The sequence below is a fragment of the Dactylosporangium sp. NPDC048998 genome (genome assembly GCF_043197855.1).
GTDB lineage: Bacteria > Actinomycetota > Actinomycetes > Mycobacteriales > Micromonosporaceae > Dactylosporangium.
Window position 1 is genome coordinate 104,626 of record NZ_JBICTV010000020.1, and the last position, 25,924, is coordinate 130,549.

Below are 25,924 nucleotides of genomic sequence, written 5' to 3' on the forward strand. Positions count from 1 at the left end.
CGGCAGGCAGCATCCGGCCCGGGTGACGATCGCCCGCCCTCGGGCCGGGTGGCGGCTACTGCCCAGCCAGTCGTAGGCGCGTTTGCCGCCGCACTATGTACCGATCGTGGCGGGGGCGGCCCCGCGTTGCCCCCGCCACGATCTTCCTACTCAGGTCGAGATCGCGATGAACGATCCGGTACCGACGAGTTCGGCGTTGTACGTGTAGTTGTAGAGATCAATGAGGTTCATGATGTGGGTGACGTTGTTCGCCGGGTCCCAGACGTTGAACGTCTGGATGTCGTAGGGCACGCCGGTGGCGATCGCGTCCTTCTGCCCGCCGTATCCGTAGATCATGATGTAGTGCCGCAGGATGGTGCCCTTGGAGATGTTCCAGCTCGCGGGCAACTTGTTCGGGTTCACCAGCAGGATCACCGGACGGCCCCGTTCCAGCGACTGGCGCAGCGACTCCAGCCCGACCAGCTCGGGCAGGCCCTCGTTGGGGTAGAAGTACGCCCCGTAGCCACCACCGGACACCCGCGAGTTCAGTGACGGTGGGATGCTGGTCGGCATGGTGAAGTCGAGATCGTTGGTGCGCTCCTCGGTCGCCAGCACGTCCTGCGACGGCATGGCCAGCCCCATGGTGCCCAGCGCGGCCTGGGTGCTGGCCGGGCCGCAGTAGTTCCACTTGGTCTGCTGGTTGCCCGCCAGCTTCATGGAGAACGCCCGCTGGTGCTTCTGGTCCTTGTCGTTCACCGTGATGTCGGCATCGGCGTGGAAGCTCTGCGCGGTCACCGATATCCAGGGTGTCGCGCACGTTCGGAAGCCCGATGCATAGATGGTCAGGCACCGGGTGGTCTGTGCCGTGCCGCTGCCCATGGTCACCGAGACGGTCGCGCCGTAGGACTTGGGCCCGTTGGGCGCGGCCAGCACGATGCCACGGACGCCGCCGCCGTTGAACTGGAGGCAGAGCACATACTGCGGGGTGGAGCCGCTGAGGTCCAGCGCGCAGACCGGGTCGGCGTTGCCGGAGTTGTAGTCGCTGAGCCACTTGGTGTCGCCCGAGTCGTTGACCGGGGCCACCACCGCGAAGATCCCACCGTCACCCGGGTGGTACGACGCGGCCGAGCTGGGCTGGTACGGCCCGACCTTCATCACCTGGTCGCTGAAGTTGCCCTCGATCGTGGTGATCGCTCCACTGGAATCGACATCGACCACCACCCCGATGTGATTACTGGCTCCCGCGCTGGTGCCGAACAGCACCACGTCACCGGGCCGGATGTTGCTGGTCGAGCGCAGCGTGCCGTGGCTGGACCCCCAGTGGTAGAAGTCACCGCTGTAAGGCAGGTAGATGTTGATGCCCGCCTGGCGCCACGCCCAGCTGGCGAAGATGGAGCACCACGCCGACCCGCAGATCACGCCGTTGAGACCGTACGGGTTGCAGTTGTCACCCCACTCGTGGGTACCGAGCTGTCCGGCCACCGCGTTGACGATCTTCTGGCGCATCTCCGAGGAGGCGATGCTGCCCGTCGCCGGGGTCGGCGGCACGCTCGGGTTGCCCGGGCCGTTGGTGGGCTTCGGGTCGCTGTCGCACTTGGGCATGAAGATGTCGACGTAGCCGGTCTTCACGTAGTAGTCGGCGACCCACAGACCATCGCTGGTCTTGTCCCATACCGCCGAGCCGCCGTAGTTGAACTCGCCGTACGCCTGGCAGGTGATGGTGATGTAACTGCCGGCCGGGTACTTGTCGTTGACGTAACTGGCGGTCAGGCTCTTGGCGCGGTACCCGTTGAGCGTGGTCTTGGCCAGGTACTTGCCACCACCGCTCGAACTGCCCGAGGGGTTGTCGTTGTCGCAGCGCTTCATCACGAAGCCCATCGACCCGGTGTGCACGTAGTAGTCGGCCACCCAGTAGCCCTCGGCGGTACGGTCCCAGATCGCGTCGCCACCGTAGTTGTACTCGCCGTACGCCTGGCACATGATCGTGATGTACTCGCCGGCCCGGTACGCGTTGTTCACGGAGCTGGACGACAGGCTCTTGGCGCTCCACCCGTTGAGGTCGGTCGCCGCGGAGAAGCGCTGGCCACCGTTGAGGTTGGTGGGCGCCTTGCCGTCGATACCGATGGATGAGCAGATCGGCATGCCCGGGACCACGCCGTCGGTACCGGTCTTGATGTAGGTGTCCGGCACCCAGTACCCGTTGGCGGTGTAGTCCCACACCGTGTCGCCGGCCACGGCCGGTCCGTAGTCCTGGCACTTGATGAACACCTGCTGGCCGGCCAGGTACGCGTTGTACTTGATCCGGTCGTCCGGGTTCATGCTGCCCCGACCGTCCACGTCCACCTTGGCCACGTACTCGCCCTTGACGGTGCCGACCTTGGAGCGCCCGTCGATACCCAGGGACAGGCAGCGGGGCATGCCGCTGACGAATCCGTCGATGCCGGTCTTCACATAGGCGTCCGGCTCCCAGTAGCCGTCCGTGGTGTAGTCCCAGATGGTGCTGCCCCCGTAGGAGGGACCCGTGTCCTGGCAGATCAGGTACATGGTGGCACCCAGCAGGTAGGCGTTGGTCTTGATCCGGTCGTCCACGTTCATGCTGCCGCGACCGTCGATGTCAGCCTTTGCTGTGTACGGCCCGAACCGCACCGGGTTGTTCACTGCCTGTGCCGGACTCGCGGTGACCGCGAGGAACCCGGCCAGACAGCTCATCGCGGCCAGCGCGAGCGCCAGCCTCGATCGTTTTGTGGCCATCGTGTCCTGATCCTCCTTGCACTGTGCCGTTGGCGCGCATCGCGCCGCAGGCATCCTGGCGCGGTCCGGTATCGCCGTGGTATCGCCAGGCGTCGACATTTATGATCATGGTCGGGGGATCGGCTGCAAGAGAGACTGAGGTTGGCGCAATGGGTGAACCAGCCCCGGCGGTCCAGCCGTGTTACCGGGTACTGGGCGCGGTCGCGGTGCACCACGACACCACCGGTTGGCAGGCCGTACCCGCCGCGAAACAACGCCTGCTCCTGGCGGTGCTGCTGGCCCGCGGCAGCCAGTTGACCCCGGTCGACCTACTCGTCGACGAACTGTGGGGACGCGATGCACCGGCGAACGCGGCCAAGGCAGTGCACAACTACGTACTGCGACTGCGCCGGCTGCTGCGCGACCCGCACGGCGAGAGGATCATCACACACCGCCCGGGGTACCGGCTGCCGGTGCGCTCCGGCGAGGTCGACGCCGATCTCGTGGGGCACCTGATCAGCGTCGGCCGCGCCCAGTTGCGTACCGGGCAACCGGCCAGCGCCCAGCAGACCCTGGCCCGGGCCGCCCGGCTGTGGCACGGCCGGCCACTGGAGGACGTGACCCACACCCGGTTCATCGCCGGATACGTCGACCGGCTGGAGTCGCTGCGGCTGGACCTGCTCGAGGCGCGGGCCGACGCCGGGCTCGCCATGGGCCCGCCCCCCGACCTGGCCATCGACCTGGCCAACGGGGCACACACGGCGCCGCTGCGCGAGACGCTGTGGGCGCGGTACGTGCGGGTGTTGCATGCGTTGGGCCGCCCGGCCGACGCCGTGGCCGCCTACCAGCAGGTGGCCCGGCATCTGCGCGAGGAACTGGGCCTCGCCCCCGGCGCCGAGCTGCGCGGGGCGTACCGCAGTGTGCTCGACGCCCCGCCGTCGCCCCGATCGCCGGTGTCCCATGCCGCCGCGGCCACCGTCCCCGCCTCCGGTGGTGCCGGCACCGGCGCGCCGCCCGCCGGCATCGCGCCGGCACCGCAACCCAGCGCCTGGCGGCAGGAGCAGGGCATCCCGCTGCGGCCCCGGCAGGTGCCCCGCGATCTGTCCACCTTCGCCGGGCGGGACGGGGAGCTGGCCACCCTGCTGGGCTGGCTGGCCCCGGCCGGCAAGGCCGGCGGCGTAGCGATCATCAGCGGCCCCGGTGGGGTGGGCAAGTCGGCGCTGGCCAACCGTGCCGCCCACCGGCTGTCCGGGTACGCGCCGGACGGGCAGCTGCACGTGGATCTGCACGGCCAGGACCGGGACCCGAGCGTGGTACCGGCGCAGGCGGTGCTGGACAGCTTCCTGCGGGCGTTGGGCGTGCCACCCGGGCAGATCCCGGCCGGCCACACCGAGGCGCAGGCCATGTACCGGACCATGACCGCGGGCCGCCGGCTGCTCGTCATCCTGGACAACGCGGCCTCGGCCGGCCAGGTGGCGCCGCTGCTGCCCAGCGGCTCGGCCAGCATCACGCTGGTGACCAGCCGGGCACCGCTGGCCCTGGAGGACGCCCACCGGCTGGCCCTGGACGTGTTACCGGTCAGGGACGCGGCCTCGATGCTCGGCCGGTATGTCGGCCCGGACCGGGCGGCGGCCCAGCCGCAGTGTCTGCACCAGCTGGCGGAGCTGTGCGGCCGGCTGCCGCTGGCCCTGCGCATCGCCGGGGCGCGGCTGGCCGGCCGTCCCGAGTGGCCGGTCAACCGGCTGGTCGAACGGCTGGCGGACGAACGCCACCGGCTCGACGAACTGCGCGTGGACGACCTCGCGGTACGCGGCAGCATCCAGCTGAGCTACCGGATGTTCGAGCCCACCTCGGCACCGGCGCGTACCTTCCGGTCGATGGCCCTGACCGGCTGCGCCGACCTGCCCGAACCGGCGGTGTCCGCGCTGATCGGCGAGCCGGCCGGCCCGGCCCTCGACGAACTCGGGTACGCCCAGCTGGTGCAGGAACACGAGCCGGGCCGGTACCGGATGCATGACCTGACCCGGCTCGTGGCCCGGGAACTGGCCCAGCAGCACGAGCCGGCGCCGGCTCAGGCGGCGGCCCGCACGCGGCTGGCCGATCACTACCTGTCCGCCGCGCAGGAAGCCCGCACTCGGCTGCGGCCGGCCGCGGGAGGTCCCGGCGACCCGGAATACGCAGCGGCCCTGGAGTGGTTCGACACCGAACGCGCCAACCTGCTGGCCATCGTCACCCAGGCCGATCCCGCCGATCCGGCGCAAGCCAGGTCCGCGGTGCTCATCGCCCGGGCCGCCGCGCCCTACTTCCGGGTCCGGATGCGCCTGGACGACCTGGCCGACAGCAGCGGTGCCGCGATCCGGCTCAGCCAGGCCATCGGCGACCTCGCCGGACAGGCGCAGGCGCTGGACGACCACGCCTCGGCCTGCTTCCTGCTGGGCCGGTACCCGGAGGCTGCCGTACGGCTGGAGGAGGCGCTGCGTATCGTGCAGCAGCTGGGCGACCCGACCGGGCAGGCCCGGCGGTGGGGCAACCTGGGCATCGTGCTCAACGCGTTGCGCGACTATCCGCGCGCCGCCTACTGCCAGGACCAGGCCTGGCGGGGCTTCGGCGAGATCGGTGACCGGATCGGGCAGAGCCGGGCGCTGAACAACCTCGGCGAGGTGTACCTGGACTGCCGGCGGTACCGTTCGGCCTTTGCCGCCCTGGCCGGCTGCCTGACGCTCTGCCAGGAGAACAACGACCTGGGCGGCGAGGCGGTCGCCCTGGGCAGCCTGGGACTGGTTCTGATCGGCGCGGGCCAACCCGAGAAGGCCCGGCCCTATCTGCAATATGGCCTGTTCCTGCACCGGCACCTGGGCGGCGTCCAGGGCCAGGCGATCTGCCTGCAGGGCCTGGCGGAGACGCACCGCCAGGCCGGCCGGTTCACTCTGGCCCTGATGCAGGCCAACGCCAGCCTCGCCCTGGCCCGCCGCAGCGGCTGGCCGCCCGGCACGGGCCGGGCGCTGCTCACCGCCGGCCTGGCTCACCTGGCCGAGGGCCGGACCGCGGCGGGCCAGGACTGCCTGCGTCAGGCGCTGGCCACCGGCGGCCTGATGCCCCACGAATCCGACCAGGCCCGAGAGGCGCTCGCCGGATGATCCGACCTGTGCCGCCGATCCGGGCGGGGATTGACGAATGCGGAGGTCACCTGGCGCAGCGTCCTTCGCGGCGTCGGACTGTTTGGTTGCTCGGTGTTGGTCGATCGATGGCTTGCCTTCGTCGCCCCGGTCGCATCCACGTTGGCCGGTTGTGGAACGGGCTGGCGCTTTCGAGTCGGGTCTAGTCGGCGTCGGTCGCCGCCCCGCCGGAGGCATTCGGGTGGCTTAGCCGGCTCGGCAGCGGGTAGCTGAGCTGGCATGAGGCTCGGGTATGTCTTGTCGTGTGAAGAGAACGGGCCGGCTGATCTGATCGAACGGGCTATGGCGGCCGAGCGGGCCGGCTTCGAGGGTCTGTGGATCTCGGATCACTACCATCCCTGGCTGGACGAGCAGGGGCAGTGCCCGTTCGTCTGGTCGATGATCGGCGCGCTCAGTCAGGTCTGCTCACTGCCGATCACCACCGCGGTGACCTGTCCTACGGTTCGCATCCACCCTGCGGTCGTCGCCCAGGCGGCGGCGACGAGCGCGGTGCTCACGGGCGGGAAGTTCACCCTGGGCGTGGGCACCGGTGAAGCCCTCAACGAGCACATCCTCGGCGATCCCTGGCCGCCGGCCGGCGTCCGCCTCGCCATGCTCGAAGAGGCCGTCGAGGTCATGCGCAAGCTGTGGACCGGAAGGTCCGTCACCCACCACGGTGAGCACTACAGCGTAGAGAACGCGCGGCTCTACACGCTGCCCGACCAGCCGCCGAAGGTGTACATGTCCGCCCTCGGGCCGAAAGCCGTCAAACTGGCCGCGCGGATCGCCGACGGGTACATCGGCATCGCGCCGGAGCGCGACCTGGTGCAACGGTTCCGTACCGGCGGAGGCGGATCGAAACCCACTCAGGCCGCCTTCTTCGCGTGCTACGCCCAGACCGAGGACGAGGCGCTGCGGATCGCGCACGAGAAGTGGCGCACGATGGCCCTGCCTGGTGAACTGGCCGTGGTGCTGCCGTCACCCCGCCACTTCGAGCAGGCCAGCCGGTTGGTCACACCGGACATGCTCAAAAGCGTGGTCGTGCTTGGCGCGGACCCCGACCGGCACCTGGCCATGATCGAGCAGTACGACAGGGCCGGCTACGACGAGGTGTACGTCGCCAACATCGGCCCGCACTACCGGGAGTTCTGCGACCTGTACGCCAGCGAGGTCCTGCCCCGCGTGCGACAGCGGGCGACCATCGGCGCCTGACGCGTGTCGACGGCTCATGCACAACCAACGATGAAGGGTCCGCGCGACATGAAGGCGATAGTGTTCGACACATTCGGCGGCCCCGAGGTGCTGCACGTGGCCGACGTTCCTGTGCCCGATCCAGGACCGCAGCAGGTGCGAATCAGGGTGCATGCGAGCGGGGTCAACCCGGTGGACTCCACGATCCGATCCGGTGCAATGCAGGCCATCATCCCGACCACTTTGCCGGCAATCCCCGGCATCGACGTTGCCGGCGTCGTCGACGGGGTCGGAGAAGATGTGACGGATGTTGCGGTAGGCGAGCGGGTGGCCGGTTGGGCCGACCCTCCGGCTGGTTCGTACGCCGAATATGCCCTGGCCAGCCAGATTGCTCGCATACCGACCGAGCTGTCGTTCGCCGATGCGGTCACGTTGCCCACCGCTGGTGAGACCGCCAAACGCGGCTTGGACCTACTGGGAGTACGAGCCGGGGAAACCGTGGTCATCCACGGGGCCAGCGGGTCGGTGGGGACCGTAGCCGTTCAGCTGGCCGTTGCCCGCGGCGCAACGGTCATCGGCACCGCGAGCGAAGACAATCAGGACTATGTCCGGTCGTTGGGCGCCATCCCGATACTTTACGGTGAGGGCCTCGTCGACCGGGTTCGTGCATTGTCCCGGCAGGTCGACGCCGTGTTCGACGTGGCCGGGAAAGGTGCGCTCCCCGACTCCATCGTGCTGCGTGGAGGAACCGACCGGATCGTCACCGTCGCCGACCCGGCCGCAGGGGAGCTAGGCGTAACCTTCAGTGCTGGCACGCCGAAGGACTGGTCCACGGGCGATCTGGCCGGGCTGGCGGAGCTGGCCGCGCGCGGCGACTTGACCACCACGGTAGCCGGCACGTATCCACTCGAACGCGCCGCCGAGGTACAACGCCTCAGCCAGGGTGGCCATGTTCACGGCAAACTCGTGCTCGTCCCCTGAGAGGGTGACCTAGGCGACCGTGGCGCCGCCGCCGGCGAGTCGGAACTGGACTTCACCGGCCCACCACAAGGATGAGGCCGCCACAGACCAGCACCGCCAGGGCGATAGCGCTGCCGATCCGCGTCAGGGTGTAGGCGGTGTCGCTGGGCTCGTTGGCCTCCGGGTTGCGGTAGCTCCAGGCCTGCAGCGTCCTCCACTGCGACTCCGGGGAGATGACGCCCCACAGCAGGAGCGCGAGGAGCAGGATAAAGCTGAGCACCAGGACCATGCCCGGAAGCTATCGCCCTGACCCGATGGCCGGCATCCATCGGTGGATGGAGCGGAATGGTCCGCGAGATTGACGACAGTGTCGGTCGGACCCCTAGCGTCATGGGCCCTCCCCGAGGAAGCTCCGCGTGCCGCGGATGCGCTGGAGAAGGCTGGGCTGGCGTGGGTAACCCCCGCGCAGTGCCCGGGGGTGCCGCGATAGGGTCCTGCGGTGATCGATCAAGATGGGTACTTCGGGGAACGGATCGCGGCCAGGTACGACGAGTCGTCGGCGGACATTGCCGACCCGGCGATGGTCGAACCGGTCGTCGACACGCTCGTCGAGCTCGCCGACGGGGGCCGGGCGCTGGAGCTCGGCATCGGCACTGGGCGGATCGCGCTGCCGCTGGCGGCCCGCGGCGTCGCCGTGCAGGGCATCGACCTGTCGCGGGCCATGGTCGCCCGGCTGCGCGAGAAGCCCGGCGGCGACGCTATCGGCGTGACGATCGGGGACTTCGCCACGACGCGGGTGGACGGGGCCTTCTCCGTGGCGTACCTGGTCTTCAACACGATCATGAACCTGACGACGCAGGCGGCGCAGGTGGCCTGCTTCCGCAACGTCGCGGCGCACCTGCAGCCCGGCGGCCGGTTCGTCATCGAGGTCATGATGCCGGACCTGCGAAGGCTCCCGCCCGGGCAGGATGCCGTGCCGTTCCACGTGAGCGAGACGCGGTGGGCCTACGACCTGTACGACGTCGCGACCCAGTCCATGAGCTCGAACTACGTCGAGGTCGTCAACGGCCGCGGCGGCTTCCACTCGATCCCGTTTCGCTACGTCTGGCCCGCCGAGCTGGACTTGATGGCCCAGATGGCCGGCCTGCACCTGCGCGACCGGTGGGCGAACTGGCACCGCGAGCCGTTCACGAGCGAGAGCGCCCAGCACGTGTCCGTCTGGGAGAAGCCAGTCCTGCCGGACTGACGGCGACTCGGATCGACCGCTGATCAACTGCCGGCCGCACAACGACATCACCGCAACGACGGCGACGGCAGCTCGGCCGGCATTCGTGCCGCGGTCCGTGCCGGGCGGATCGTCAGGAGGCCGCCGGCGAGGTCGGCGACCAGGACCATGGGTTCGCCGGTGGCGCGTGGCTGGTCGTGACCGTTTCCGGCATTGGATGGACGAGCTACGACGTGACAACAACTCCGCCGATGCCTGTGCGCCCGGCCGGGGTGCCTACGAGTTCGACCGTGACGCCGGCGCGCACGCGTTCCCCGAAGACGTCGACGATGGCGTCCGTGACCCCGGAGACGAGGCGGGCGACGATATCGTCGGCGTCGGGGCGGCTGAACGCGGCCTCCTTGATGCCGAACGTGACCCTGGGCGAGGGCGCCTGTGCCGGCGCGCCGCCGACACCCCATCGGTTGGGCGCCAGGCCGATCAACTGCACGACCACGATGCTTCGGGCCCACTCCCCGTAGACGGCGACGACCGCGTCGGTCAGTTTCTCAATCAAAGCGGTTTCACGGCCGGCCAGGTCGCTCTCCAGCACGTGGACGCCGAGGTGGGGCATACCATCCTCCGCAACAGGTTTGACTGCAAATCATCTTTAGAAACAAAAGTATTTGGGGGGATGGGCGGATGTCAACGGCTGATACCACGGACAACGCGGTCAGGGAGTTGCTCCTGGTGATGCCAAGGCTGGTCGGCAGGGTCAAACGTCTGCCGTTGCCGGAACAGCTACGGTCACTTGATCTCGCGCCGAGGCACTTGTCGATGCTGTCCCTGCTCCTGCTCGACGGTCCGCTGACCGTCTCTCAACTGGCCGGGATGCTGGGTGTGGCACCGACCACGGTGAGCCTGATCGTGAGCGATCTGAGCCGCAAAGGTGTCTTGGTACGGCGCGAAGACGACGCAGACCGCCGCCGGCGCATCATCGACATCAGCCCTGACAGCCGTCCCGCCATCGCCCAATGGCTGTCTCCGGGTGCCCGTGCATGGCGACACGCCCTCGCGCCGCTGAGCCCAGCACAACAACGGATATTCGTCGATACCTTGCTCAGGTACGAGGCGGCCGTCTCAACCCCAACGCGGACGGCACCAAGGCGCGGTTAGAAGCGCATCGCACGCGGCTCCGGGCGTGCGCTGCCTACCGCGCATTGTCATCGGCAATCAAGCATGAGCGTGCTGGCAGGGCAGCAGCCGCCGGAGCGGACCTGGAACTCACACACCGTTACTGTTGACGCCCGCGACCTGCCCCAGTTCGAGGGCGTCGTGGAGCGCGTCGGCACGCACGGGGAGCTGCGCACGCACATCGTGCTGTCGGCGCAGTACGAGGGCCGGACGGTCGCCCCGCTGGACACCCCGCGCCCGGGTCACCCCGTCGGAGGGGTCGGAGCCCACGGTAGGCCGAGCGGGGGTGGCGCGGTTTGGGGATACGCGGGCCAGAACCGGGCGCCTATCGTTCAGCACGAACACCCACCGCAACATTCCGAGGGACGGACAGGATGAGCGACTACGACGACGGCGGCCACCTCGACCCCGGCTACACCGGCAACGACCAGCCGGAGACGCTCGACCCGGGTTTCACAGGCAACGACCAGCCCGACGCCTTCGGCGGCCACGACGTCGGCTTTGGCCACTACGAGGCGGGCCAGGAGCACAGCGCGCTGGACCAGCTGCACGAGGACCACGGCTCGGAGACGGACTTCGGCCAGCAGTTCGGCGTGTTCGAGCACGACCACGCGCAGGCCGAGACGAGCGCGCTTGAGCATGGGCAGCACGTCGAGTACCGCGTCGGCTACGACGAGGGCGAGCAGCCGTCGTTCACGGGTGGCGACATCGACGACCTGCACGACCGCCTGAGCGGCCTCGGCGGCGAGGAGAACGGCGGCGAGGCCCACCTGGGCGTCGCCTCCAGCTGACGCATGCCGCCGCACCCGGCCGTGGTCACCCGACCCCGGCCGGGTGCGAAGCGGAGGGGGCCCAGCCTCACCGCGCCAGGCTGCGAGGTTGGCCCGGGTGGTTAACGTGTCGGGGTGGTAAGGACCGAGCATCCGTACCCGGTCGGCAAGCAGCTCTTCGTGGCCGCCGGCACCCTGATGCCGATGCCGTATCTGCTGTTCCTGTACGAGTTGCGGCTCGCACCTCACCGTCGGCGCCTAGGGCTGCAGCGCGCGGGCCACGGTGTCGTGTAGCAGCTGGTCGAACGGCGGGCTGTTCTGCAGAATCCGGGGCAGCTCGGCCCGGCCGAACCACGCGTACTCGGTGTGCTTGTCCCACTCCAGCTTCGGATCCGTGAGATCCCCGCCGACCTCGACCACGTAGCTCACCTCGTGGCGCCGCACCCCGTCGTTACCGGTGTAGACGACCACGCCGAGATCCCGCACGACCCGTTGCAGGCTCCACCCGGTCTCCTCGGTGATCTCCCGCGCGAGCGCCTCCCGCAACGTCTCGCCGGGCTCCACATGCCCGGCCACGAGGTCCCAGCACCCGGGGAACAGCGACCGGTCCGGCCCGCGCCGCTGCAGGAACGCCCGCCCCTGTGCGTCGAGGACCACCGCCCCGACACACCACACCTGTTCCGCGTCCGGCACCGCGTCCAGCTCGCACATGTCGTCACAGTATGCGGCCGGACGGGGTACGTCATGCACGAGGTCACGGTGCGCCGATACCAGTGGGATCGGCTCGAACATCGCCGGCTCGTCCTCGGGGAAGCGGGCGGTCGGGCCGTAGATCCAGTCCGTGAAGGAGTAGTCGTCGGCCTCCCGGGCGCGGAGCAGGACGTTGCGCTGCTCGCGCTCGACGCCGTCGAGGTGCCACAGTTCGCCCCACGCGCGAGCCGTCAGCACCACGCGTCGGCAGTGCTCCGGTCGGACCGCCTCGTAGGCCGCGAGTGCGCCCGCCCAGTCGACGGCGCCGTCGTCGCCCAGAAGTCGCTTGACGTGCCCGGCGAGTACCCAGCCGTCCTCGATCGCCATGATCGCGCCTTGCGCCAGGTATTGCAGCGGCGGGTGGGCGGCGTCGCCCAGGAGGGCGATCCGGCCGTCGACCCAGGTGGTGATCGGGTCGCGGTCGTACATCCGCCACCACTTGTCGCGCCACATGTGCGGCAGTCCCTGCTGAACGGCGTCGCAGGTCCCGGCGAAGGCGGTGTCGAGCTCGTCGGGTGTTCCCCAGTCCTCGAGCCCGGCGAGTGCCTTGGGGGACTCGAAGACGGCGACCTGGTTGAGGAGGTCGCCACCGCGCAGTCCGTAATGGACGAAGTGGCAGCGGGGGCCGACGTACACGACGACCTCGGAGAGGTCGACCGGGCGGCCCGCCTCCGCGATCGGCACGGTGCCGCGGTAGGCCACGTAGGCCGAGTTGACGGGCTGGTCGTCGATGAAACGTTTCCGGGCGACGGAGTGCAGGCCATCGGCGGCGATCACCACGGCCGCCTCATGGACGGTGCCGGCTTCGGTCGTCGCGGTGGCGGTGTCCCCTTCGTGCGAGTACGCCGCGACCCGCTGTTCGGTGAGCAGTTCGACGCCGGCCTCGCGGCAGGCCTCGAGGAATAGTCCGTGCAGGTCGCTGCGGTGGATGACCAGGTACGGGAAGCCGTACTTCCGCTCGAGGTCACGGAGGTCGAGCGAGGTCAGGTCGCTGCCGTCGACCGCGTCGCGCATCACCATTCTTTCGGGTACGACGCCGCGGGCCTTGGCCTCCTCGAGCAGCCCGTAGTCATCGAGGATCCGCGTGCAGTTCGGTGCGAGCTGGATGCCCGCGCCGACCTCGCCGAATTCCTTCGCCTGCTCGAGGACCCGCACCTGCAGTCCGATGCGGGACAGCGCGAAGGCGGCGCTCAGCCCGCCGATTCCGCCGCCGACGATGACAACGTCAGGGGTGCTCAAGTTCCTTGCCTTCCTCAGAGCCAGGGGCCGAGGTCGGGAACCCCGGCGAGGGTGTGGGGACGGCCGGTCAGGTAGGCGACCACCTCGGGCAGCGGTCCGTCGGGAACCCCGACGAGACCGCGCTTGGCCTGGATGTCCACCGCGAGCGCGGAAAGGAACCCGTCGGGGAGGTCTGCGAAGGCCAGCCCGGTGCCGAGATCGACGGCGTGCACGCAGACCTCGCGGGCCCGCAGCCACGGGATCTCCGTGGCGGAGACGGTCCGGCCTTGGGCGGTGACGACCTCGGCGCGCCACTGGTCCGTGGTGAGGTCGTCCATCGCGACCGCGAGGTTGCGCGCGGATGCGTTCATCCACGCCGCCAGTTGGGCCGCGGAGAGCCTCGCGCCGGACTCGATGTCGGCGTTTCGCTGGTCCATCGAGGAGTACATCGGCGTGCGCTCGCCGGTCCTGGCCCAGTGCACGAGGTTGCTAAGCGCGTCGGCGTTGGCGGCGATGTGCGCCACGAGGTGCTTGCGGGTCCAGCCGGGCAGGGCGCTGGGCTCGGTCATCGCCTGCTCGTCCAGCGCGGCGACCTGCGTGGCGAGCAGGTGCGTTCCGTGCTCGACCCACTGCAGCGATTCGGCGTGCGTGCGCGGCATCAGGACGCCTTGACGACCTGGTTGGTGCAGGCACCGATCCCGGCGATCTCGGTCACGACGGTCTCGCCGCCGACGAGGTACACCTTCGGGTCGCGCGCGTGGCCGACACCTGCGGGCGTGCCGGTCGCGATCAGGTCGCCCGGGTTGAGCCGGATCACCGTGGACACGTACCGCACCAGGTGCACCGGGTCGAACAGCAGCGTTCCGGTGTCGTCCTGCTGCATGACCTGGCCGTCGACGGTCGTCTTCACCTCGAGCGCCGGGCGGACGCCGCCGACCTCGTCGGGCGTCACGACGTACGGGCCGACGGGGGTGGAGGAGTCCCAGATCTTGCCCTGGGTCCACTCGATGGTCCGGAACTGCCAGTCGCGGACAGAGATGTCGTTCATGACGGTGAAGCCGGCGATGGCGGCCTCGGCCTCCGCCTCGGTGGCGCGCCGCACGGGCTTGCCGACCACGACCACGAGCTCGACCTCCCAGTCCAGGGCGTCGGTCTCGGCGGGCTTGGCGATGGGGTCGTTGGGCCCGATGAGGGTGTCGGCGAACTTGGTGAAGAGGGTCGGGTACGCCGGCAGCTCGCGACCCATCTCCTTGATGTGGTTGGTGTAGTTGTGGCCGACGCAGACCACCTTCGACGGGTGGGGCACGACCGGAGCCAGGTCTGCGCCCTCGGCCGGCCAGGTCTCACCGGTCGCGGAGGCCGCGGTCGTGGCCCAGCCGTCCTGCGCGAACAGGGCGCCGAGGTCGCAGTGGCCGAGGTCGACGAGGACGTCCCCGTCGAGGCGGACGGCACGGGTACCGCCGTTGACGCGGAGGGTGGCGAGCTTCATCGGAGGTTCTCCTGACGGTCGAGTCGCAGCGCCTCGAAGACGGGCGCGTCCGAGAAACGGAAGAGGTCGAGGGCGCCGGAATCGGAGTCAGTGGTGCCGGCCTCGGACCGGGCGGAGAACGGCTCCCAGGACGGCACCACGAACAGGTCGCCCCGGGTGACCGACCAGGTCCGGTCGCCGACGGTCACCGTGCCGGAGCCGTCGAAGACCTGGTAGACCGACGACCCGGTCTCGCGGAGCGGTGCGGTCTGCGCGCCGCGGGTGATCCGGTGGAACTCCGCGCGGATCGTGGGAAGCACGTCCGTGCCGTCGTGGGGGTTGCTGAACCGGACGGCCGCGTGGCCGGGCTCGACGGTGCCGCCGTACCCCTCCTGCTCCAGCAGCAGTTGGTCGTCGAGGGCGGCGTCGGTGTGCTCCCACTTGTAGGCCAGCAGCGGCGATCCGGGGGCGACCTCGCCCACCGAGAGCGGACGCAGGCCCGGGTGGCCCCACAGCCGCTCGGAGCGCGAGCGTTCCGGCGTGATCCGTTCAGCCGCGCTGATCTGCTCGCGGCCGAACTGGAAGAACTGCGACTCGGTGACGTACTGCAACGGGATGTCGAGACCGTCGATCCAGGCCATCGGCTTGGAGGTCGCGTTGTGGTGCGCGTGCCAGTTCCAGCCGGCCTGCGGCAGGAAGTCGCCGCGGCGCATCGGGACCGCGTCGCCGACCGCCGTCTCGCCGCTGCCGCCGACCACGGTCCACACACCGGAGCCCTCGACGACGAACCGGAAGGCATGCTGGGTGTGCCGGTGCTCGGGAGCGTCCTCGCCGGGCATCAGGTACTGGATCGCCGCCCACAGCGTCGGCGTCGCGAACGGCCGACCGCCGAGCGTCGGGTTCGCCAGGGCGATCGCACGACGTTCACCCCCGCGGCCGACCGGGACGATGTTGCCCGCCCGCTCAGCGAGGCGAAGCAAGTTGCCCCAACGCCACAGGTGCGGCACTGCCCGCGACCGCGGGTGCGCCGGCATCAGGTCGCCGATCTCGGTCCACAGGGGCACCAGCAGCTCCTGCTCGAAGCCGCGGTACAGCTCCTCGAGCGCAGGCGTCACGTCCGGCTGGTCCGGCGCCGAGACCGCCTTCAGGCGGACGGGGGTGTCAGGCCTGGTCATATCGCTACGATGACGCTGGTGGCATCAGCAGAACGCAGAATTCTGCAGAACGGAACGAGCAGGACATGGGCAGTGCGGAACCGAAGATCCCACCGACGTATCTGGTGACCAGTGCCGACCATGCGCTCCGCATCGCGGTCATGCTGCAGCTGGAGGGCCGGCTCGCGGTGAGCCAGGTCGCCGAGCGGCTCGGGGTGGCGCGCTCGACAGCCCACCGATTGCTGCAGACGCTCGTCTACCGCGACTTCGCGGTCCAGGACGACCGGCGGGTCTACCGTCCGGGACCGGTCCTCGAACTCGCCACGCACTCGCAGTCGCGCACGTCGCAGCTGCGGGCCGCTGCCCTGCCGCATCTCCAGCGGCTCGTCGACGTCGTGGGGGAGTCGGCGAACCTGTCCATCCGCACGGGCGACACGACGCGGTTCATCGCGAGCGTCGAGTGCCGGCAGGCGCTCCGGGTGGGTTCGCGCGAGGGCATGGTGTTCCCGGCCCACCGCACCACGGCCGGGCTCGTGCTGCTCGCGGAGCTCCAGCCGGCCGAGGTCGACGAGCTCTACGCCGCTGAGCGGTACGTCCAGCGCCCTGACGAACGACCGGACATGGCGACCCTTCGCGGTCGGCTCACCCGCGTCCGCCGGGCCGGGTTCGCGCTCAACAACGGGCTGTCGGAGCGGGGGGTCGTCGCGCTCGGCGTCCCGGTCCGCGACGCGGACGGTACGGCGCTCGCCGGACTCTCCATCTCGATGCCGGCGGTCCGCTACGACCGCCATCAGCTTCCGGCGCTCGTCGCCACCCTCCGCGGGGCGGCCGGGGCCATCGAGGCAGGCGGCGACTGAGTGGATGCATGCACCATGTGCATGTCGCGTCATGCACAACATGCGTTTGCCTGATGTGAGCGTGGCCACTTCCAATGGGCTCACCGAATGTGCCGACCCGAGGTGAACCCATGACCGACTCAGCCGTTCCCATCTGCGATCTCGACCTGTTCGACGACACGGTGCTCGTCGACCCGTACCCCTCGTACGCAGCACTGCGCGACCTTGGAGGCGTCGTCCATCTGCCGGCGAACGACGTCTATGTGCTCACGAGGTACGACGTCATCCGCAACGCCCTGGGTGACTGGGAGAGCTTCTCCTCCGAAGGGGCGATCGGGTTCAACCCGATGGTCAACGAGGCGCTCACGGGCACGTCCCTCGCCTCCGACCCGCCGGTCCACACGCGGCTGCGGGCGACCCTGACCGCGAACCTGTCGCCGCGTGCGCTCCGCGGCCTGAAGGACAGCATCGACGCCAAGGCCGACTCGCTCGTCGAGGAACTGGTCGACAAGGGCTCGTTCGAGGCCATCGACGGGCTGGCCCGCGCGCTGCCGCTCGAGGTCGTCGCGGATCTCATCGGGTTCACCGGCCACGTCCGCGACAACATGCTGCGCTGGGGCCAGGCCGCGATGCAGGTCATCGGACCGATGAACCAGCGCACCGCGGAGAGCTTCCCGATCGCCGGCGAGCTGTACCAATGGTGCTCGACCATCACCGCCGAGGACCTGACGCCCGGCTCGGTCGGCCGGGGGATCTTCGAGGCCGAGGCGCGCGGCGACATCCCGCCCAACGCGGCGGGCCACATCATCCACCAGTACCTCGGTGCCGGCGTCGACACCACGATCGCCTCGATCGGCAACATCGTGGCCCTGTTCGCGGCCCACCCCGAGCAGCTCGCGCTCGTCCGGGAGAACTCGTCGCTCGTGCCGGCCGCGTTCAACGAGGTGCTGCGCTACTGGGCGCCGATCCATGCCTGGGGACGTCGCGCGACCCGGGACGTGGAGGTCGACGGTGTCCTGATCCCGCAGGGCGCGAAGGTCGCGATCCTGTTCGGCGCCGGCAACCGGGACCCTCGCCACTACGAGAACCCCGACACGTTCCTGGTCGAGCGCAACCCGATCGACCACCTGTCCTTCGGGTACGGCCCGCACGGCTGCGCCGGGCAGGGGCTGGCCCGCCTCGAGGCGCACGCCGTCATCGACGCACTGGCCCGCCGGGTCGAGCGACTGATCGCCGGCCCCGAGGTCCGCGTCCCCAGCAACATCACCCGCAGCATCGAGGAGCTGCCGGTCCTGGAGGTGGTGCCGGCATGAAGATCGTCCTGGACCGGGCGCGCTGCGAGGGACACGGGCTGTGCGAGGAGGCCGCCTCCGGCCTGATGCACCTCGACGACGACGGCGAGCTGGTGATCGACCGCGAGGAGATCAGCGCCGCCGACACCGGGCTGGCCAGCGCCGCGGTCCGGGTCTGCCCGGTCGCGGCCCTGCGGCTCGTATGAGTACGCCGATCCAGCGGGTCGTCGTCGTCGGAAACGGCATCGCCAGCCTTACCGCGGCCGACACGCTCCGTGACGTCGGCTTCGACGGTGAGATCACCATCGTCGGCGACGAGACGCACGCGGCGTACAGCCGTCCGGCGCTGTCGAAGACGCTGCTGCTCGACGGCGACGACATGTCGTCCCACGAGCTTCCGCCGACCACCCACGGGGCGACCGAGCTTTTGGGCGTACGCGCGACTGGACTCGCCGTCGACCGTCGACTCGTCACACTCGACGACGGCACGGCGCTCTCCTACGACCGTGTCGTCCTCGCCACCGGGTCCCGTGCGCGACGGTTGTCCGGCCTTCCCGAGGAGTTCACGCTGCGCGGCCTCGACGATGCACTTGCCCTGCGCAAGCGCCTCGCTGGACGACCATCAGTCGTCGTGGTCGGCGGGGGTCCGCTCGGCATGGAGATCGCGTCGGGCTGCCTGACCGCGGGTTGTCGGGTCACCCTTGTCTCCCGGGGCGTGCCGCTGATCCTGCAGCTCGGCCCATACCTGGCCGACGTCTTCGTCACGGCAGCGCTGGAGCGCGGGCTCACCATCGTGGAGACCGGATCGGCGCGACTCGAGGGGCGTGGCGGCGACGCACGTGTCGTACTCGACGACGGCGCCGTCCTCGAGGCCGAGCTGGTGGTGACCGCCGTCGGTGACGTCCCCAACACGGAGTGGCTCGCGGACACGGGCCTGGCCGACCAGGGCGTCGTTCAGGTCGACCCGCGCGGACTGGTGCGCCCCGACGTCGCAGCCGTCGGCGACCTGGCCGCGTTCCCGACGCCCTACGGGCTGCGACGCATCCCGCTGTGGAGCAGCGCCATCGAGCAGGCGAAGGTTGCTGCGGCTGCCCTCGTTCGCGGGGACGACACGCCGCCGCTGCAGTTCCAGCCGTACTTCTGGACCGAGCAGTTCGGGCTCAGTCTCAAGGCCGTCGGCTATCTCCCGCTGGACGGAGCGCCGAGGTACGTCGAGGGAGGGCCCGGCGGTCCGGCGCTGATGCGCTGGTCGCACGACGACGGCTCCGGTGCGGCTGCGGCGCTGAACTACCGGATACCGATCCCGCGACTGCGTCGTGCGAGCCAGGAACCCGTGTAGCGTTTCGTCACGATGAGCGACGACGCAGAGGGCACCACGGGTTCCGGGTTGTATCGACTGACGTCGGTCAACCTCAATCTGCTGGTGCCCCTCCTCGCGCTCCTGGAGGAGCGCTCGGTGACGAAGGCGGCCCAGCGCGTCGGTCTGACGCAGCCGGCGATGAGCCACGCGCTGGCTCGCATGCGTCATCTCTTCGGCGACGACCTGCTCGTCCGGCAAGGGAGCAGTGTCACGCTGACTCCCCGCGCGCTTGAGCTGATCGGGCCGTTGCGGGCGACGCTCCAGCAGGCCGCGGACGTGGTCAATTTCCCGGGCTTCGATCCGGCGACGGATCGTCGTGTCATCACCGTCGCGATGACCACCAGCACGGCCTTCGTCCTCGGGGCACGGCTGGTTCGGCTTGTGGCGGAACGAGCCCCGAACGCGATCCTCCGCGTGCGCACCATCACCGTGCCGACGGAGACCACCTTCACGGAGCACGGTGTCGACGTCGTGCTGCTCTCCGAGGCGTTCACGTCGCCGTACCCGCGGGAGCGCCTGTACGACGACCGCATCGTGGTGGTGGCCTCGACAGGCACACCACCGGAAGCAAGCACGCTCGACCTGCTGACGACGCAGCCGCACGTCATCGTCGACACCGAGCGGCGGGTCTTTCCGTACTCGGTGCTCGACGAGAAGGGGGTCACCTACCGCGTCGGCCAGCTGATCTCCGACTTCCTGCTCGTCCCGTACCTGGTCGGACGGGCCGGCGGTGTCGCCCTCCTTCGCTACCGGGTCGCCGCTGAGATGCGGACGCTCGTCGGCCTGCGGATCGAGGAGTTCCCGTTCCAACTCCCGGGGCTGGGCATCGACATGGTGTGGAACCCGCATCTGGGCGACCACTACTTCATCTCATGGCTGCGCCAGCTCCTGTTCGACGCAGCGAGACCGTGACACGCATCGTGCGGCGCTGACGTGTCGCACGGGCCGGCGCGGCCTAGCGCTCAGTGGCGCCCGATCGAGCCGACCCAGCTCTCGGTGAGGACGTCCAGCATCTCGTCGTGCCCGACACCCCAGGTCCCCGCTGTCCAGTGGCGCGCGACGTGGTCGAGCTCGGTGATGGCGATGACGCTGCGCATGTGGCGGGTGCCGGCTGGAAACCGGTCGGCACGGTCGAGCCCGTCCTTGATGTCACCGATGGCCTCGTTCAGCCACTCGTCGAGGAGCGTGCGGATCTCGGGGTCGACGGCTGCGGCCTCGAAGGCGGCCGTGGTGTAGGGGCGAATCGCATCCCATCGTTGCGAGGTCGACGCGAGCCACGCGCGGATCCGCTCCTGCGAGCCGTCCTCGACCACGGCGACCAACTCGCGCTCGGTCGACCCGTGCTCGGCCGAGGGGACCCGGTCGAGCACGGCGTTGAGCCGCTCCGAGATGAGGGCCTTCATCAGGTCGACCTTGGAGGGGAAGTACGCATAGAAGGTCACCCGCGTCGTCCCCGCCGCCGACGCGATGTCGTCGACCGTCGTCGTCGCATAGCCCTTGGACACGAACAGGTCCAGGCCGGCGTCGAGCAGGAGCTTTCGCGTCATCTCCTTCTGTGCCTCACGAAGCGTCGCCATGCCCGCCAGCATAGAGCATGCTGGCTGCGTTCTATGCGTACCGGCCGTTCTGATTACGTGTTGCTCAGACTCTTGACGCCGTGTCAAGCGTTATGACACCTTGCACATCCAACAGGTGATCGCGCTCACTTCGGGGTGGCCGATCCCGCGCGGTCGGAACCGATCGCCCCCGGCTTATCGACAAGGAGAAGTCCGCAATGACGCAGACCGCTGCGCGCAAGCAGGGCTACACCGCCACGGTGGTCGCCGGCTGCTTCGCCGTACTCCTCGCGCAGGTGGCGTACTCGCTGCCTGGCGCGCTCAACGGCACCCTCCAGCAGGAGTTCCAGACCACCGGCGCCGAACTGACCTGGGTCACGGCCGCCTTCGCCATCCCCATGGTCGTCTTCGAGCTGACCACCGGCGTGATCGGTGACCTGTTCGGTCGCAAGCGGCTGCTGCAGGTCGGTGCTCTGCTCACCGTCGCCGGCTCGCTCGTCAGCTACGTCGCCGAGACGGTCCAGATCCTGTGGGTCGGGCAGGTCGTCGCGGGTCTCGGAGCCGCGATCCTCTATCCGATCTCGCTCGCCATGCTGGCCGCGGTCAGCCCGTCGCAGGAGTCCCGATCCAAAGCCATCGCCGTCTGGGCCGGCTTCCTCTCGATCGGTGCGGCGATCTCCCCGCTGATGGGTGGGTGGCTGGCCGCAGCGGGCAACTGGCGAACGTCGTACATCGTGGTCATCGCGGCGGCGGTCGTCTCGCTCGTCATCACCCAGTTCGCCGCCGACTCCTCGGCGCCGGAGGGGCGCAAGCTGGACATACCGGGCCAAGTCACGCTGGCCCTCGGTCTGATCGCCATCCTCTTCGCTGCCACGCAGGGCTCGGAAGCCGGCTTCGCCCGCCCTGAGATCATCGGCGCCTTCGTCGCGGGCCTCGTGCTCCTCGGTGCCTTCGTCGTCATCGAGCTGCGGACGGACGTCCCGCTGCTGCACCTCAACATCTTCGCCAACCGTTCCTACGCGATCGTCGCGATCGCCACGGTGGTCGGCATGTTCGCGTTCCTCGCGACCTGCTACTCGACGAGCATCTGGCTCGGCGCGATCCAGCACCAGAGCGCTCTGAAGATCGGCGTGCTGTTCCTGTTCATCCAGGGGCCGGCCTTCGTGCTGGTGCCGGTTGTCTCCCACCTGATCCGGAACTTCTCGCCTCGTTGGGTGCTCACTGTCGGCTTCGCCCTGATCGCCCTCAGCGGCATCTGGTGCTCGACGTTCGACATTCACGACATGGGCTGGACGCAGTTCATCGGTCCGATGCTGGTCCTCGGTGTCGGCTTCGCGCTCACCGTCGGCTCGATCACGGCCGTCGCGATCAACACCGTTCCGCTGCGGCTCGCCGGCATGGCCAGTGCCACCACCAACCTGCTGCGCGACTTCGGCTTCGCGCTCGGTCCGGTGCTCATCGCCGCGTTCGCGGTCAGCCGGGCGAACGGTGACCTGAGCGCTGGTGTCGGCGGGGCGATCGGCGAGTCCGGGCTCACGCCGCCGTACACCGACATCGCCGGGGGCATCGCACATGAGGGTGGTGCCATGGCGATCAACTCGATGCCGGTCGTGCCCGGTGCCGGTCCGGACATGCCGCCGGTGCCGATGCCGGCCAGCCTGCACATGCTCGCGTTCGACTCGCTCGGCAGCGCCTACAGCCTCGCGTTCCTGGTCGCCGGCCTCTGTGCCGCCGCTGCCGCGGCGCTGACGCTGTTCGGGCTCTTCGGCTCGAAGCGTGCCGAGGTCGAGGCGCCGGTGATCGACGAGGAGTTCGTCCCCGCCGGGTGAGCTGCACGCCGTCGAGCCGATTGAGGTCCCCGCGAGAGTAGTCTTTACCTACTGAATGATTTCTTGACACGATGTAAATCGACATGACATCGTTCACATCGCCGGCGTGACCGCGGTCACTCGGCGAGATCGAGAGGAATGCCAGTGAAAGGCGCCCAACCCGCCGAGCGCACCGCCGGCGCCACCGTCAACACCGTCCTTGGCCCCGTCCCCGCGCAGCGGTTGGGGGTCGTCGCGGTGCACGAGGCCCTGCTGTCGGTTTTTCCGGGAGCGCAGTACGCGTTCGACGTCACCATCGACCGCGCCGAAATCTTCGAGGCCCTGGCCGGGAAGCTGAAGGACTTCCGCAGCCACGGCGGCGGGACGATCGTCGACAGCACCGGCATGTTCCACGGGCGCGATATGAGGCTGTACGAGGCCCTGTCACGCGCGACCGGCGTGCACATCGTCGCGTCGACGGGCCAGGGCCCCGAGGAGATGCTCGGCGGCTACTTCCTGACGCCGCAGACCAACCCCCCGACGCCGTGGCCGGCCGAGAAGTTCGCCGACCTCTTCGCCAAGGAGGTCGTCGAGGGCATGGTGGTTCCCCGTGTCGAGCGGCGGGGTGCCGCGGGCCTCGTGGCCACCGCCGCGACCCTCGCGGGCATGACCGCGACCGACGAGAGCCTGTTCCGCGGTGCGGCCCGCGCCGCCCTGACCACCGGTGTTGCGGTGTCCATCCGCTACGGCAACGACGCCGTGCACGACCTCGAGGTCGTGCTGGACGAGAAGCTGCCGGCCGACCGCGTCGTCGTCGGCGGGCTCGACCGCAAGGACGCCGTCGCCGCCGGCGCGCCGCTCGAGGTCGCGACCCGCGGCGCCTACGTCGCCCTCGACCACGTGGGCACCGAGGACGACACCCACGTCGCCGACGCCGAGCGCGCCGCCCTGGTCGTCGAGTTGGTTGCGGCCGGCCACGGCAACCGGATCCTGCTCTCGAGCAACGTGACCGGCGTCGCCAAGGGCCACCCGGCCAAAGACCTGCCCTACAGCTACGTGCTGACCACGTTCGTCCCCCTCCTCAAGGCACAGGGCCTCAGCGAATCCGACGTCCAGCGGATGCTCGTGGACAACCCGCGTGACCTGCTGTCGGTGCGCTGAACGCGCGACAGGCCAAGGCATCAAGTCTCTTTGCAAAGGTGAGTGCTGTGTCGAGAGTGAACACCGTCCTCGGGCCGATCCCGGCCGAAGAACTGGGTCTCGTGGCCGTCCATGAGCACATCGGGTACGGCATGCCGGGCTCCGAGCTGGACACGAAGTGGTGGAAGAGCCCCGAGCAGCGATACGAGGAGACCGTCCCGAAGCTGCGTCAGTTCCACGAGTACGGCGGCGGCACCTTCGTCGACGTGACCGGAATCTGCAACGGGCGGGACATCGACCATTACAAGTCGCTGTCCGCGAAGACCGGGGTGCACATCGTCGCCTGCACCGGCTTCGTCGGCGGCGACACCGCGCTGCCGTTCTTCGCCCGGGCGAGCGTGGACTACCTGACCCGGCACTTCATCCACGAGATCACCGTCGGCATCGGGGACACCGGCAGCCGCGCCGGCGTCATCAAGGTCGGGGTGAGCCGCGGTGGCCGCATGACGGACCTGGACAAGCGCATCTACCGCGCCGCTGCCCGCGCGGCGCTGACCACCGGCGTGCCCATCCTGACCCACCTCGCGATCGACGCCGAGAACGCGATCGCCATCTTCAACGAGGAGGGTCTCCCGCTCGACCGCGTCCTGTTCGGGCATGTCGACGACGGCGTCAACGCCGACAAGACCCGCGACACCTGGATCGCGGAGCAGGGCGGGCGGATCGGGTTCGACACCTTCGGCTACGAGACCGAGCTTCCGGACCCGCCGTTCTGGGCCCGTCCGCGCAAGGAGCGGCTGGAGCACTTCCTCCGGTTCATCGGTCAGGGCCACCTGGGCAACGTGCTCGCCTCGGCGGACGCCAACTGCAGCCCGCTGGGCTGGCCGGGCGTGAAGGGCCACACCGTCAACTACATCTTCGAGGATCTCATCCCGGATCTCCGCGCCGCCGGTCTCGACGAGGCCGCGATCAAGACCATCTTCGTCGACAACCCCGCCGACTTTCTGACCATCAAGAACTGACCGAGGACAGAACCATGCAGACCTCAGACCTCAAGAACCTGAACGTCGCCATCGTCGGCGCGGGGTATGCGGGTGCGGCGGCGGCCAAGGCGCTCTCGCTCCTCGGTGCCGATGTCAACGTGTACGAGCAGGCGAACCAGATCCGCGAGGTTGGCGCCGGCATCGGCCTGCGCCCCTCCACCATGGACCGGTTCCGCCAGTGGGGGATCTTCGACGCGATCGCCAAGGTGAGCTCGCCGAGCGACTACTTCGAGATCCTCACCGCCACGGGCGACCCGATCATGAAGGAGGCGTGGCCGGAGATCGACACCTTCGGCGCGAAGACCCACCTGATCCACCGCGGGGACTTCATCGATGCACTGGTGGGCGTGCTCCCCGAGGGCATGGTGCACCTCGGCCACAAGCTGGAGACCATCAAGGACCAGGGCGACCACTCCGTCCTCACCTTCGCCAACGCAACGACCGTCGAGGCCGATCTGGTCGTCGGCGCGGACGGCATCAAGTCGGTGGTGCGCCAGCAGCTCTTCAGCGACAAGGGCCCGGTGTTCTCCGGTGAGCACGCCTACCGCGCGGTGATCTCCGCCGACGACGCCTACGGGATGTGCGTCGACGACAACCTCCGGATGTACATCGGCCGGGGCACCAAGGTGTACTTCCTGCCGCTGCGCCACCGCAACCAGGTCTCGTTCGACATCACCGCCCTGTGCCCGGACAGCACCTGGGCGCCCCAGGTCACGAAGGACGATCTCCTGGCGACGGTGGAGGGTTTCGACGAGCGGATCGTGAACATCACCCGCGACCTCGACATGGACGCTGCGAACGTTCGCGCGGTCTACGACATCGACCCGGTCGACACGTGGCACTCGCACTCCGTCGTCCTCGTCGGCGACGCGGCCCACTCCATGCTGCACCACCAGGGCCAGGGCGCCAACTCGGCGATCATGGACGCCGGCGCCCTCGCCGACGCCCTTGCCCAGGCCGACTCCGTCAAGGAAGCGATGGCCCTCTACCAGGCGACCCGCAAGCCGGTGACCGACGAGCTGCAGCGCATCTCGCGCCAGGGGTGGAGCGAGGATGAGGTCAACGAAGTCTTCCCCGGGCAGAAGCCCGCGTCCCAGCAGCCGCAGGCGGCCTGAC

The 25,924-nt window shown here is 69.4% G+C and carries 24 protein-coding genes; 16 read left to right on the forward strand and 8 right to left on the reverse strand.

The genetic code is table 11. From position 1 onward, the window contains the following. Positions 1-150 precede the first annotated feature (150 nt). Positions 151-2,730 carry a CHAP domain-containing protein gene (locus ACGFI8_RS32965; RefSeq protein ID WP_392810726.1) on the reverse strand — a complete coding sequence of 860 codons (2,580 nt, stop codon included), beginning with the start codon at positions 2,728-2,730 and terminating at the stop codon, positions 151-153. A gap of 149 nt (positions 2,731-2,879) precedes the next feature. Between ACGFI8_RS32965 and ACGFI8_RS32970 the strand changes: the two genes are divergently transcribed. The 3 genes from ACGFI8_RS32970 to ACGFI8_RS32980 all read left to right on the forward strand — a co-directional run bounded on the left by ACGFI8_RS32970 (position 2,880) and on the right by ACGFI8_RS32980 (position 8,036). Beyond that, positions 2,880-5,846, forward strand: coding sequence for a BTAD domain-containing putative transcriptional regulator (locus tag ACGFI8_RS32970; protein ID WP_392810727.1), 2,967 nt, complete (start codon positions 2,880-2,882; stop codon positions 5,844-5,846). 258 nt (positions 5,847-6,104) lie between these two features. Then, a complete protein-coding gene (locus tag ACGFI8_RS32975) occupies positions 6,105-7,076 on the forward strand; it encodes a TIGR03557 family F420-dependent LLM class oxidoreductase (protein WP_392810728.1) in 972 nt (323 codons plus the stop codon). Between the two features lie 48 nt (positions 7,077-7,124). After that, positions 7,125-8,036 carry an NADP-dependent oxidoreductase gene (locus ACGFI8_RS32980; RefSeq protein WP_392810729.1) on the forward strand — a complete coding sequence of 304 codons (912 nt, stop codon included), beginning with the start codon at positions 7,125-7,127 and terminating at the stop codon, positions 8,034-8,036. 52 nt (positions 8,037-8,088) lie between these two features. Here the strand turns inward: ACGFI8_RS32980 and ACGFI8_RS32985 are convergent, their stop codons facing one another. Next, entirely contained in the window at positions 8,089-8,295 is a 207-nt protein-coding gene (locus ACGFI8_RS32985; RefSeq protein WP_392810730.1) for a DUF6199 family natural product biosynthesis protein, read from the reverse strand. Between the two features lie 219 nt (positions 8,296-8,514). Here ACGFI8_RS32985 and ACGFI8_RS32990 point away from each other — a divergent pair, with 219 nt between their 5' ends. Next, entirely contained in the window at positions 8,515-9,261 is a 747-nt protein-coding gene (locus ACGFI8_RS32990) for a class I SAM-dependent DNA methyltransferase (protein ID WP_392810731.1), read from the forward strand. Positions 9,262-9,466: 205 nt separating this feature from the next. Here ACGFI8_RS32990 and ACGFI8_RS32995 read toward each other — a convergent pair whose 3' ends face one another. After that, entirely contained in the window at positions 9,467-9,832 is a 366-nt protein-coding gene (locus ACGFI8_RS32995) for a hypothetical protein (protein WP_392810732.1), read from the reverse strand. 89 nt (positions 9,833-9,921) lie between these two features. On the opposite strand from ACGFI8_RS32995, the gene ACGFI8_RS33000 reads away from it, so the two are divergent. The 3 genes from ACGFI8_RS33000 (at position 9,922) to ACGFI8_RS33010 (ending at position 11,477) form a co-directional block, all read left to right on the forward strand. Beyond that, on the forward strand, positions 9,922-10,395 hold the full coding sequence (locus tag ACGFI8_RS33000) for a MarR family transcriptional regulator (protein WP_392810733.1): 474 nt from the start codon (positions 9,922-9,924) through the stop codon (positions 10,393-10,395). A 392-nt stretch (positions 10,396-10,787) separates the two neighbouring features. Continuing rightward, positions 10,788-11,204, forward strand: a complete 417-nt coding sequence (locus ACGFI8_RS33005) for a hypothetical protein (protein WP_392810734.1) — start codon at positions 10,788-10,790, stop codon at positions 11,202-11,204. 114 nt (positions 11,205-11,318) lie between these two features. Next, a complete protein-coding gene (locus ACGFI8_RS33010; RefSeq protein WP_392810735.1) occupies positions 11,319-11,477 on the forward strand; it encodes a hypothetical protein in 159 nt (52 codons plus the stop codon). On the opposite strand, the gene ACGFI8_RS33015 is transcribed toward ACGFI8_RS33010, so the two are convergent. Genes ACGFI8_RS33015 through ACGFI8_RS33030 form a run of 4 tightly spaced genes read right to left on the reverse strand, consistent with a single transcriptional unit; the run spans position 11,442 to position 15,794 of the window. Next, positions 11,442-13,172 carry an FAD-dependent monooxygenase gene (locus tag ACGFI8_RS33015; RefSeq protein WP_392810736.1) on the reverse strand — a complete coding sequence of 577 codons (1,731 nt, stop codon included), beginning with the start codon at positions 13,170-13,172 and terminating at the stop codon, positions 11,442-11,444. The two genes, ACGFI8_RS33010 and ACGFI8_RS33015, sit on opposite strands and share 36 nt — an antisense overlap. A gap of 14 nt (positions 13,173-13,186) precedes the next feature. Then, positions 13,187-13,810 (reverse strand): maleylpyruvate isomerase family mycothiol-dependent enzyme, encoded by a 624-nt coding sequence (locus ACGFI8_RS33020; protein WP_392810737.1) that lies wholly within the window; start codon positions 13,808-13,810, stop codon positions 13,187-13,189. Next, entirely contained in the window at positions 13,810-14,640 is an 831-nt protein-coding gene (locus ACGFI8_RS33025; protein ID WP_392810738.1) for a fumarylacetoacetate hydrolase family protein, read from the reverse strand. The genes ACGFI8_RS33020 and ACGFI8_RS33025 overlap by 1 nt, the downstream gene beginning before the upstream one ends. Continuing rightward, positions 14,637-15,794 carry a cupin domain-containing protein gene (locus ACGFI8_RS33030; RefSeq protein WP_392810739.1) on the reverse strand — a complete coding sequence of 386 codons (1,158 nt, stop codon included), beginning with the start codon at positions 15,792-15,794 and terminating at the stop codon, positions 14,637-14,639. Before ACGFI8_RS33030 ends, ACGFI8_RS33025 begins: the two co-directional genes overlap by 4 nt. Before the next feature lie 65 nt (positions 15,795-15,859). On the opposite strand from ACGFI8_RS33030, the gene ACGFI8_RS33035 reads away from it, so the two are divergent. The 5 genes from ACGFI8_RS33035 to ACGFI8_RS33055 all read left to right on the forward strand — a co-directional run bounded on the left by ACGFI8_RS33035 (position 15,860) and on the right by ACGFI8_RS33055 (position 20,173). Beyond that, positions 15,860-16,630, forward strand: coding sequence for an IclR family transcriptional regulator (locus ACGFI8_RS33035; RefSeq protein ID WP_392810740.1), 771 nt, complete (start codon positions 15,860-15,862; stop codon positions 16,628-16,630). Between the two features lie 110 nt (positions 16,631-16,740). Continuing rightward, positions 16,741-17,922, forward strand: coding sequence for a cytochrome P450 (locus ACGFI8_RS33040; protein WP_392810741.1), 1,182 nt, complete (start codon positions 16,741-16,743; stop codon positions 17,920-17,922). Further along, positions 17,919-18,107: a ferredoxin gene (locus ACGFI8_RS33045; RefSeq protein WP_392810742.1), complete on the forward strand. Its 189-nt coding sequence runs from the start codon at positions 17,919-17,921 to the stop codon at positions 18,105-18,107. The genes ACGFI8_RS33040 and ACGFI8_RS33045 overlap by 4 nt, the downstream gene beginning before the upstream one ends. After that, entirely contained in the window at positions 18,104-19,240 is a 1,137-nt protein-coding gene (locus ACGFI8_RS33050) for an NAD(P)/FAD-dependent oxidoreductase (RefSeq protein WP_392810743.1), read from the forward strand. The genes ACGFI8_RS33045 and ACGFI8_RS33050 overlap by 4 nt, the downstream gene beginning before the upstream one ends. Positions 19,241-19,252: 12 nt before the next feature. Continuing rightward, entirely contained in the window at positions 19,253-20,173 is a 921-nt protein-coding gene (locus ACGFI8_RS33055) for a LysR family transcriptional regulator (protein WP_392810744.1), read from the forward strand. Between the two features lie 50 nt (positions 20,174-20,223). On the opposite strand, the gene ACGFI8_RS33060 is transcribed toward ACGFI8_RS33055, so the two are convergent. Further along, a complete protein-coding gene (locus tag ACGFI8_RS33060; RefSeq protein WP_392810745.1) occupies positions 20,224-20,838 on the reverse strand; it encodes a TetR/AcrR family transcriptional regulator in 615 nt (204 codons plus the stop codon). Between the two features lie 197 nt (positions 20,839-21,035). On the opposite strand from ACGFI8_RS33060, the gene ACGFI8_RS33065 reads away from it, so the two are divergent. From ACGFI8_RS33065 to ACGFI8_RS33080, 4 genes are all read left to right on the forward strand, one after another. Further along, the gene (locus ACGFI8_RS33065) at positions 21,036-22,646 is read left to right on the forward strand and encodes an MFS transporter (RefSeq protein WP_392810746.1); all 1,611 of its coding nucleotides are present in this window, start codon (positions 21,036-21,038) and stop codon (positions 22,644-22,646) included. A gap of 144 nt (positions 22,647-22,790) precedes the next feature. Continuing rightward, entirely contained in the window at positions 22,791-23,786 is a 996-nt protein-coding gene (locus ACGFI8_RS33070) for a hypothetical protein (RefSeq protein ID WP_392810747.1), read from the forward strand. 47 nt (positions 23,787-23,833) lie between these two features. Then, positions 23,834-24,787, forward strand: coding sequence for a phosphotriesterase (locus ACGFI8_RS33075; protein WP_392810748.1), 954 nt, complete (start codon positions 23,834-23,836; stop codon positions 24,785-24,787). Positions 24,788-24,801: 14 nt separating this feature from the next. Continuing rightward, positions 24,802-25,923, forward strand: a complete 1,122-nt coding sequence (locus ACGFI8_RS33080) for an FAD-dependent monooxygenase (RefSeq protein WP_392810749.1) — start codon at positions 24,802-24,804, stop codon at positions 25,921-25,923. Position 25,924 lies beyond the last annotated feature (1 nt).

Bases quoted from the DNA above. Each gene is read 5' to 3' on its own strand.
- ACGFI8_RS32965 (WP_392810726.1), bottom strand. From the start codon at position 2,730: ATGGCCACAAAACGATCGAGGCTGGCGCTCGCGCTGGCCGCGATGAGC.
- ACGFI8_RS32970 (WP_392810727.1), top strand. From the start codon at position 2,880: ATGGGTGAACCAGCCCCGGCGGTCCAGCCGTGTTACCGGGTACTGGGC.
- ACGFI8_RS32975 (WP_392810728.1), top strand. From the start codon at position 6,105: ATGAGGCTCGGGTATGTCTTGTCGTGTGAAGAGAACGGGCCGGCTGAT.
- ACGFI8_RS32980 (WP_392810729.1), top strand. From the start codon at position 7,125: ATGAAGGCGATAGTGTTCGACACATTCGGCGGCCCCGAGGTGCTGCAC.
- ACGFI8_RS33000 (WP_392810733.1), top strand. From the start codon at position 9,922: ATGTCAACGGCTGATACCACGGACAACGCGGTCAGGGAGTTGCTCCTG.
- ACGFI8_RS33005 (WP_392810734.1), top strand. From the start codon at position 10,788: ATGAGCGACTACGACGACGGCGGCCACCTCGACCCCGGCTACACCGGC.
- ACGFI8_RS33020 (WP_392810737.1), bottom strand. From the start codon at position 13,810: ATGCCGCGCACGCACGCCGAATCGCTGCAGTGGGTCGAGCACGGAACG.
- ACGFI8_RS33025 (WP_392810738.1), bottom strand. From the start codon at position 14,640: ATGAAGCTCGCCACCCTCCGCGTCAACGGCGGTACCCGTGCCGTCCGC.
- ACGFI8_RS33030 (WP_392810739.1), bottom strand. From the start codon at position 15,794: ATGACCAGGCCTGACACCCCCGTCCGCCTGAAGGCGGTCTCGGCGCCG.
- ACGFI8_RS33035 (WP_392810740.1), top strand. From the start codon at position 15,860: ATGGGCAGTGCGGAACCGAAGATCCCACCGACGTATCTGGTGACCAGT.
- ACGFI8_RS33040 (WP_392810741.1), top strand. From the start codon at position 16,741: ATGACCGACTCAGCCGTTCCCATCTGCGATCTCGACCTGTTCGACGAC.
- ACGFI8_RS33045 (WP_392810742.1), top strand. From the start codon at position 17,919: ATGAAGATCGTCCTGGACCGGGCGCGCTGCGAGGGACACGGGCTGTGC.
- ACGFI8_RS33050 (WP_392810743.1), top strand. From the start codon at position 18,104: ATGAGTACGCCGATCCAGCGGGTCGTCGTCGTCGGAAACGGCATCGCC.
- ACGFI8_RS33055 (WP_392810744.1), top strand. From the start codon at position 19,253: ATGAGCGACGACGCAGAGGGCACCACGGGTTCCGGGTTGTATCGACTG.
- ACGFI8_RS33060 (WP_392810745.1), bottom strand. From the start codon at position 20,838: ATGGCGACGCTTCGTGAGGCACAGAAGGAGATGACGCGAAAGCTCCTG.
- ACGFI8_RS33065 (WP_392810746.1), top strand. From the start codon at position 21,036: ATGACGCAGACCGCTGCGCGCAAGCAGGGCTACACCGCCACGGTGGTC.
- ACGFI8_RS33080 (WP_392810749.1), top strand. From the start codon at position 24,802: ATGCAGACCTCAGACCTCAAGAACCTGAACGTCGCCATCGTCGGCGCG.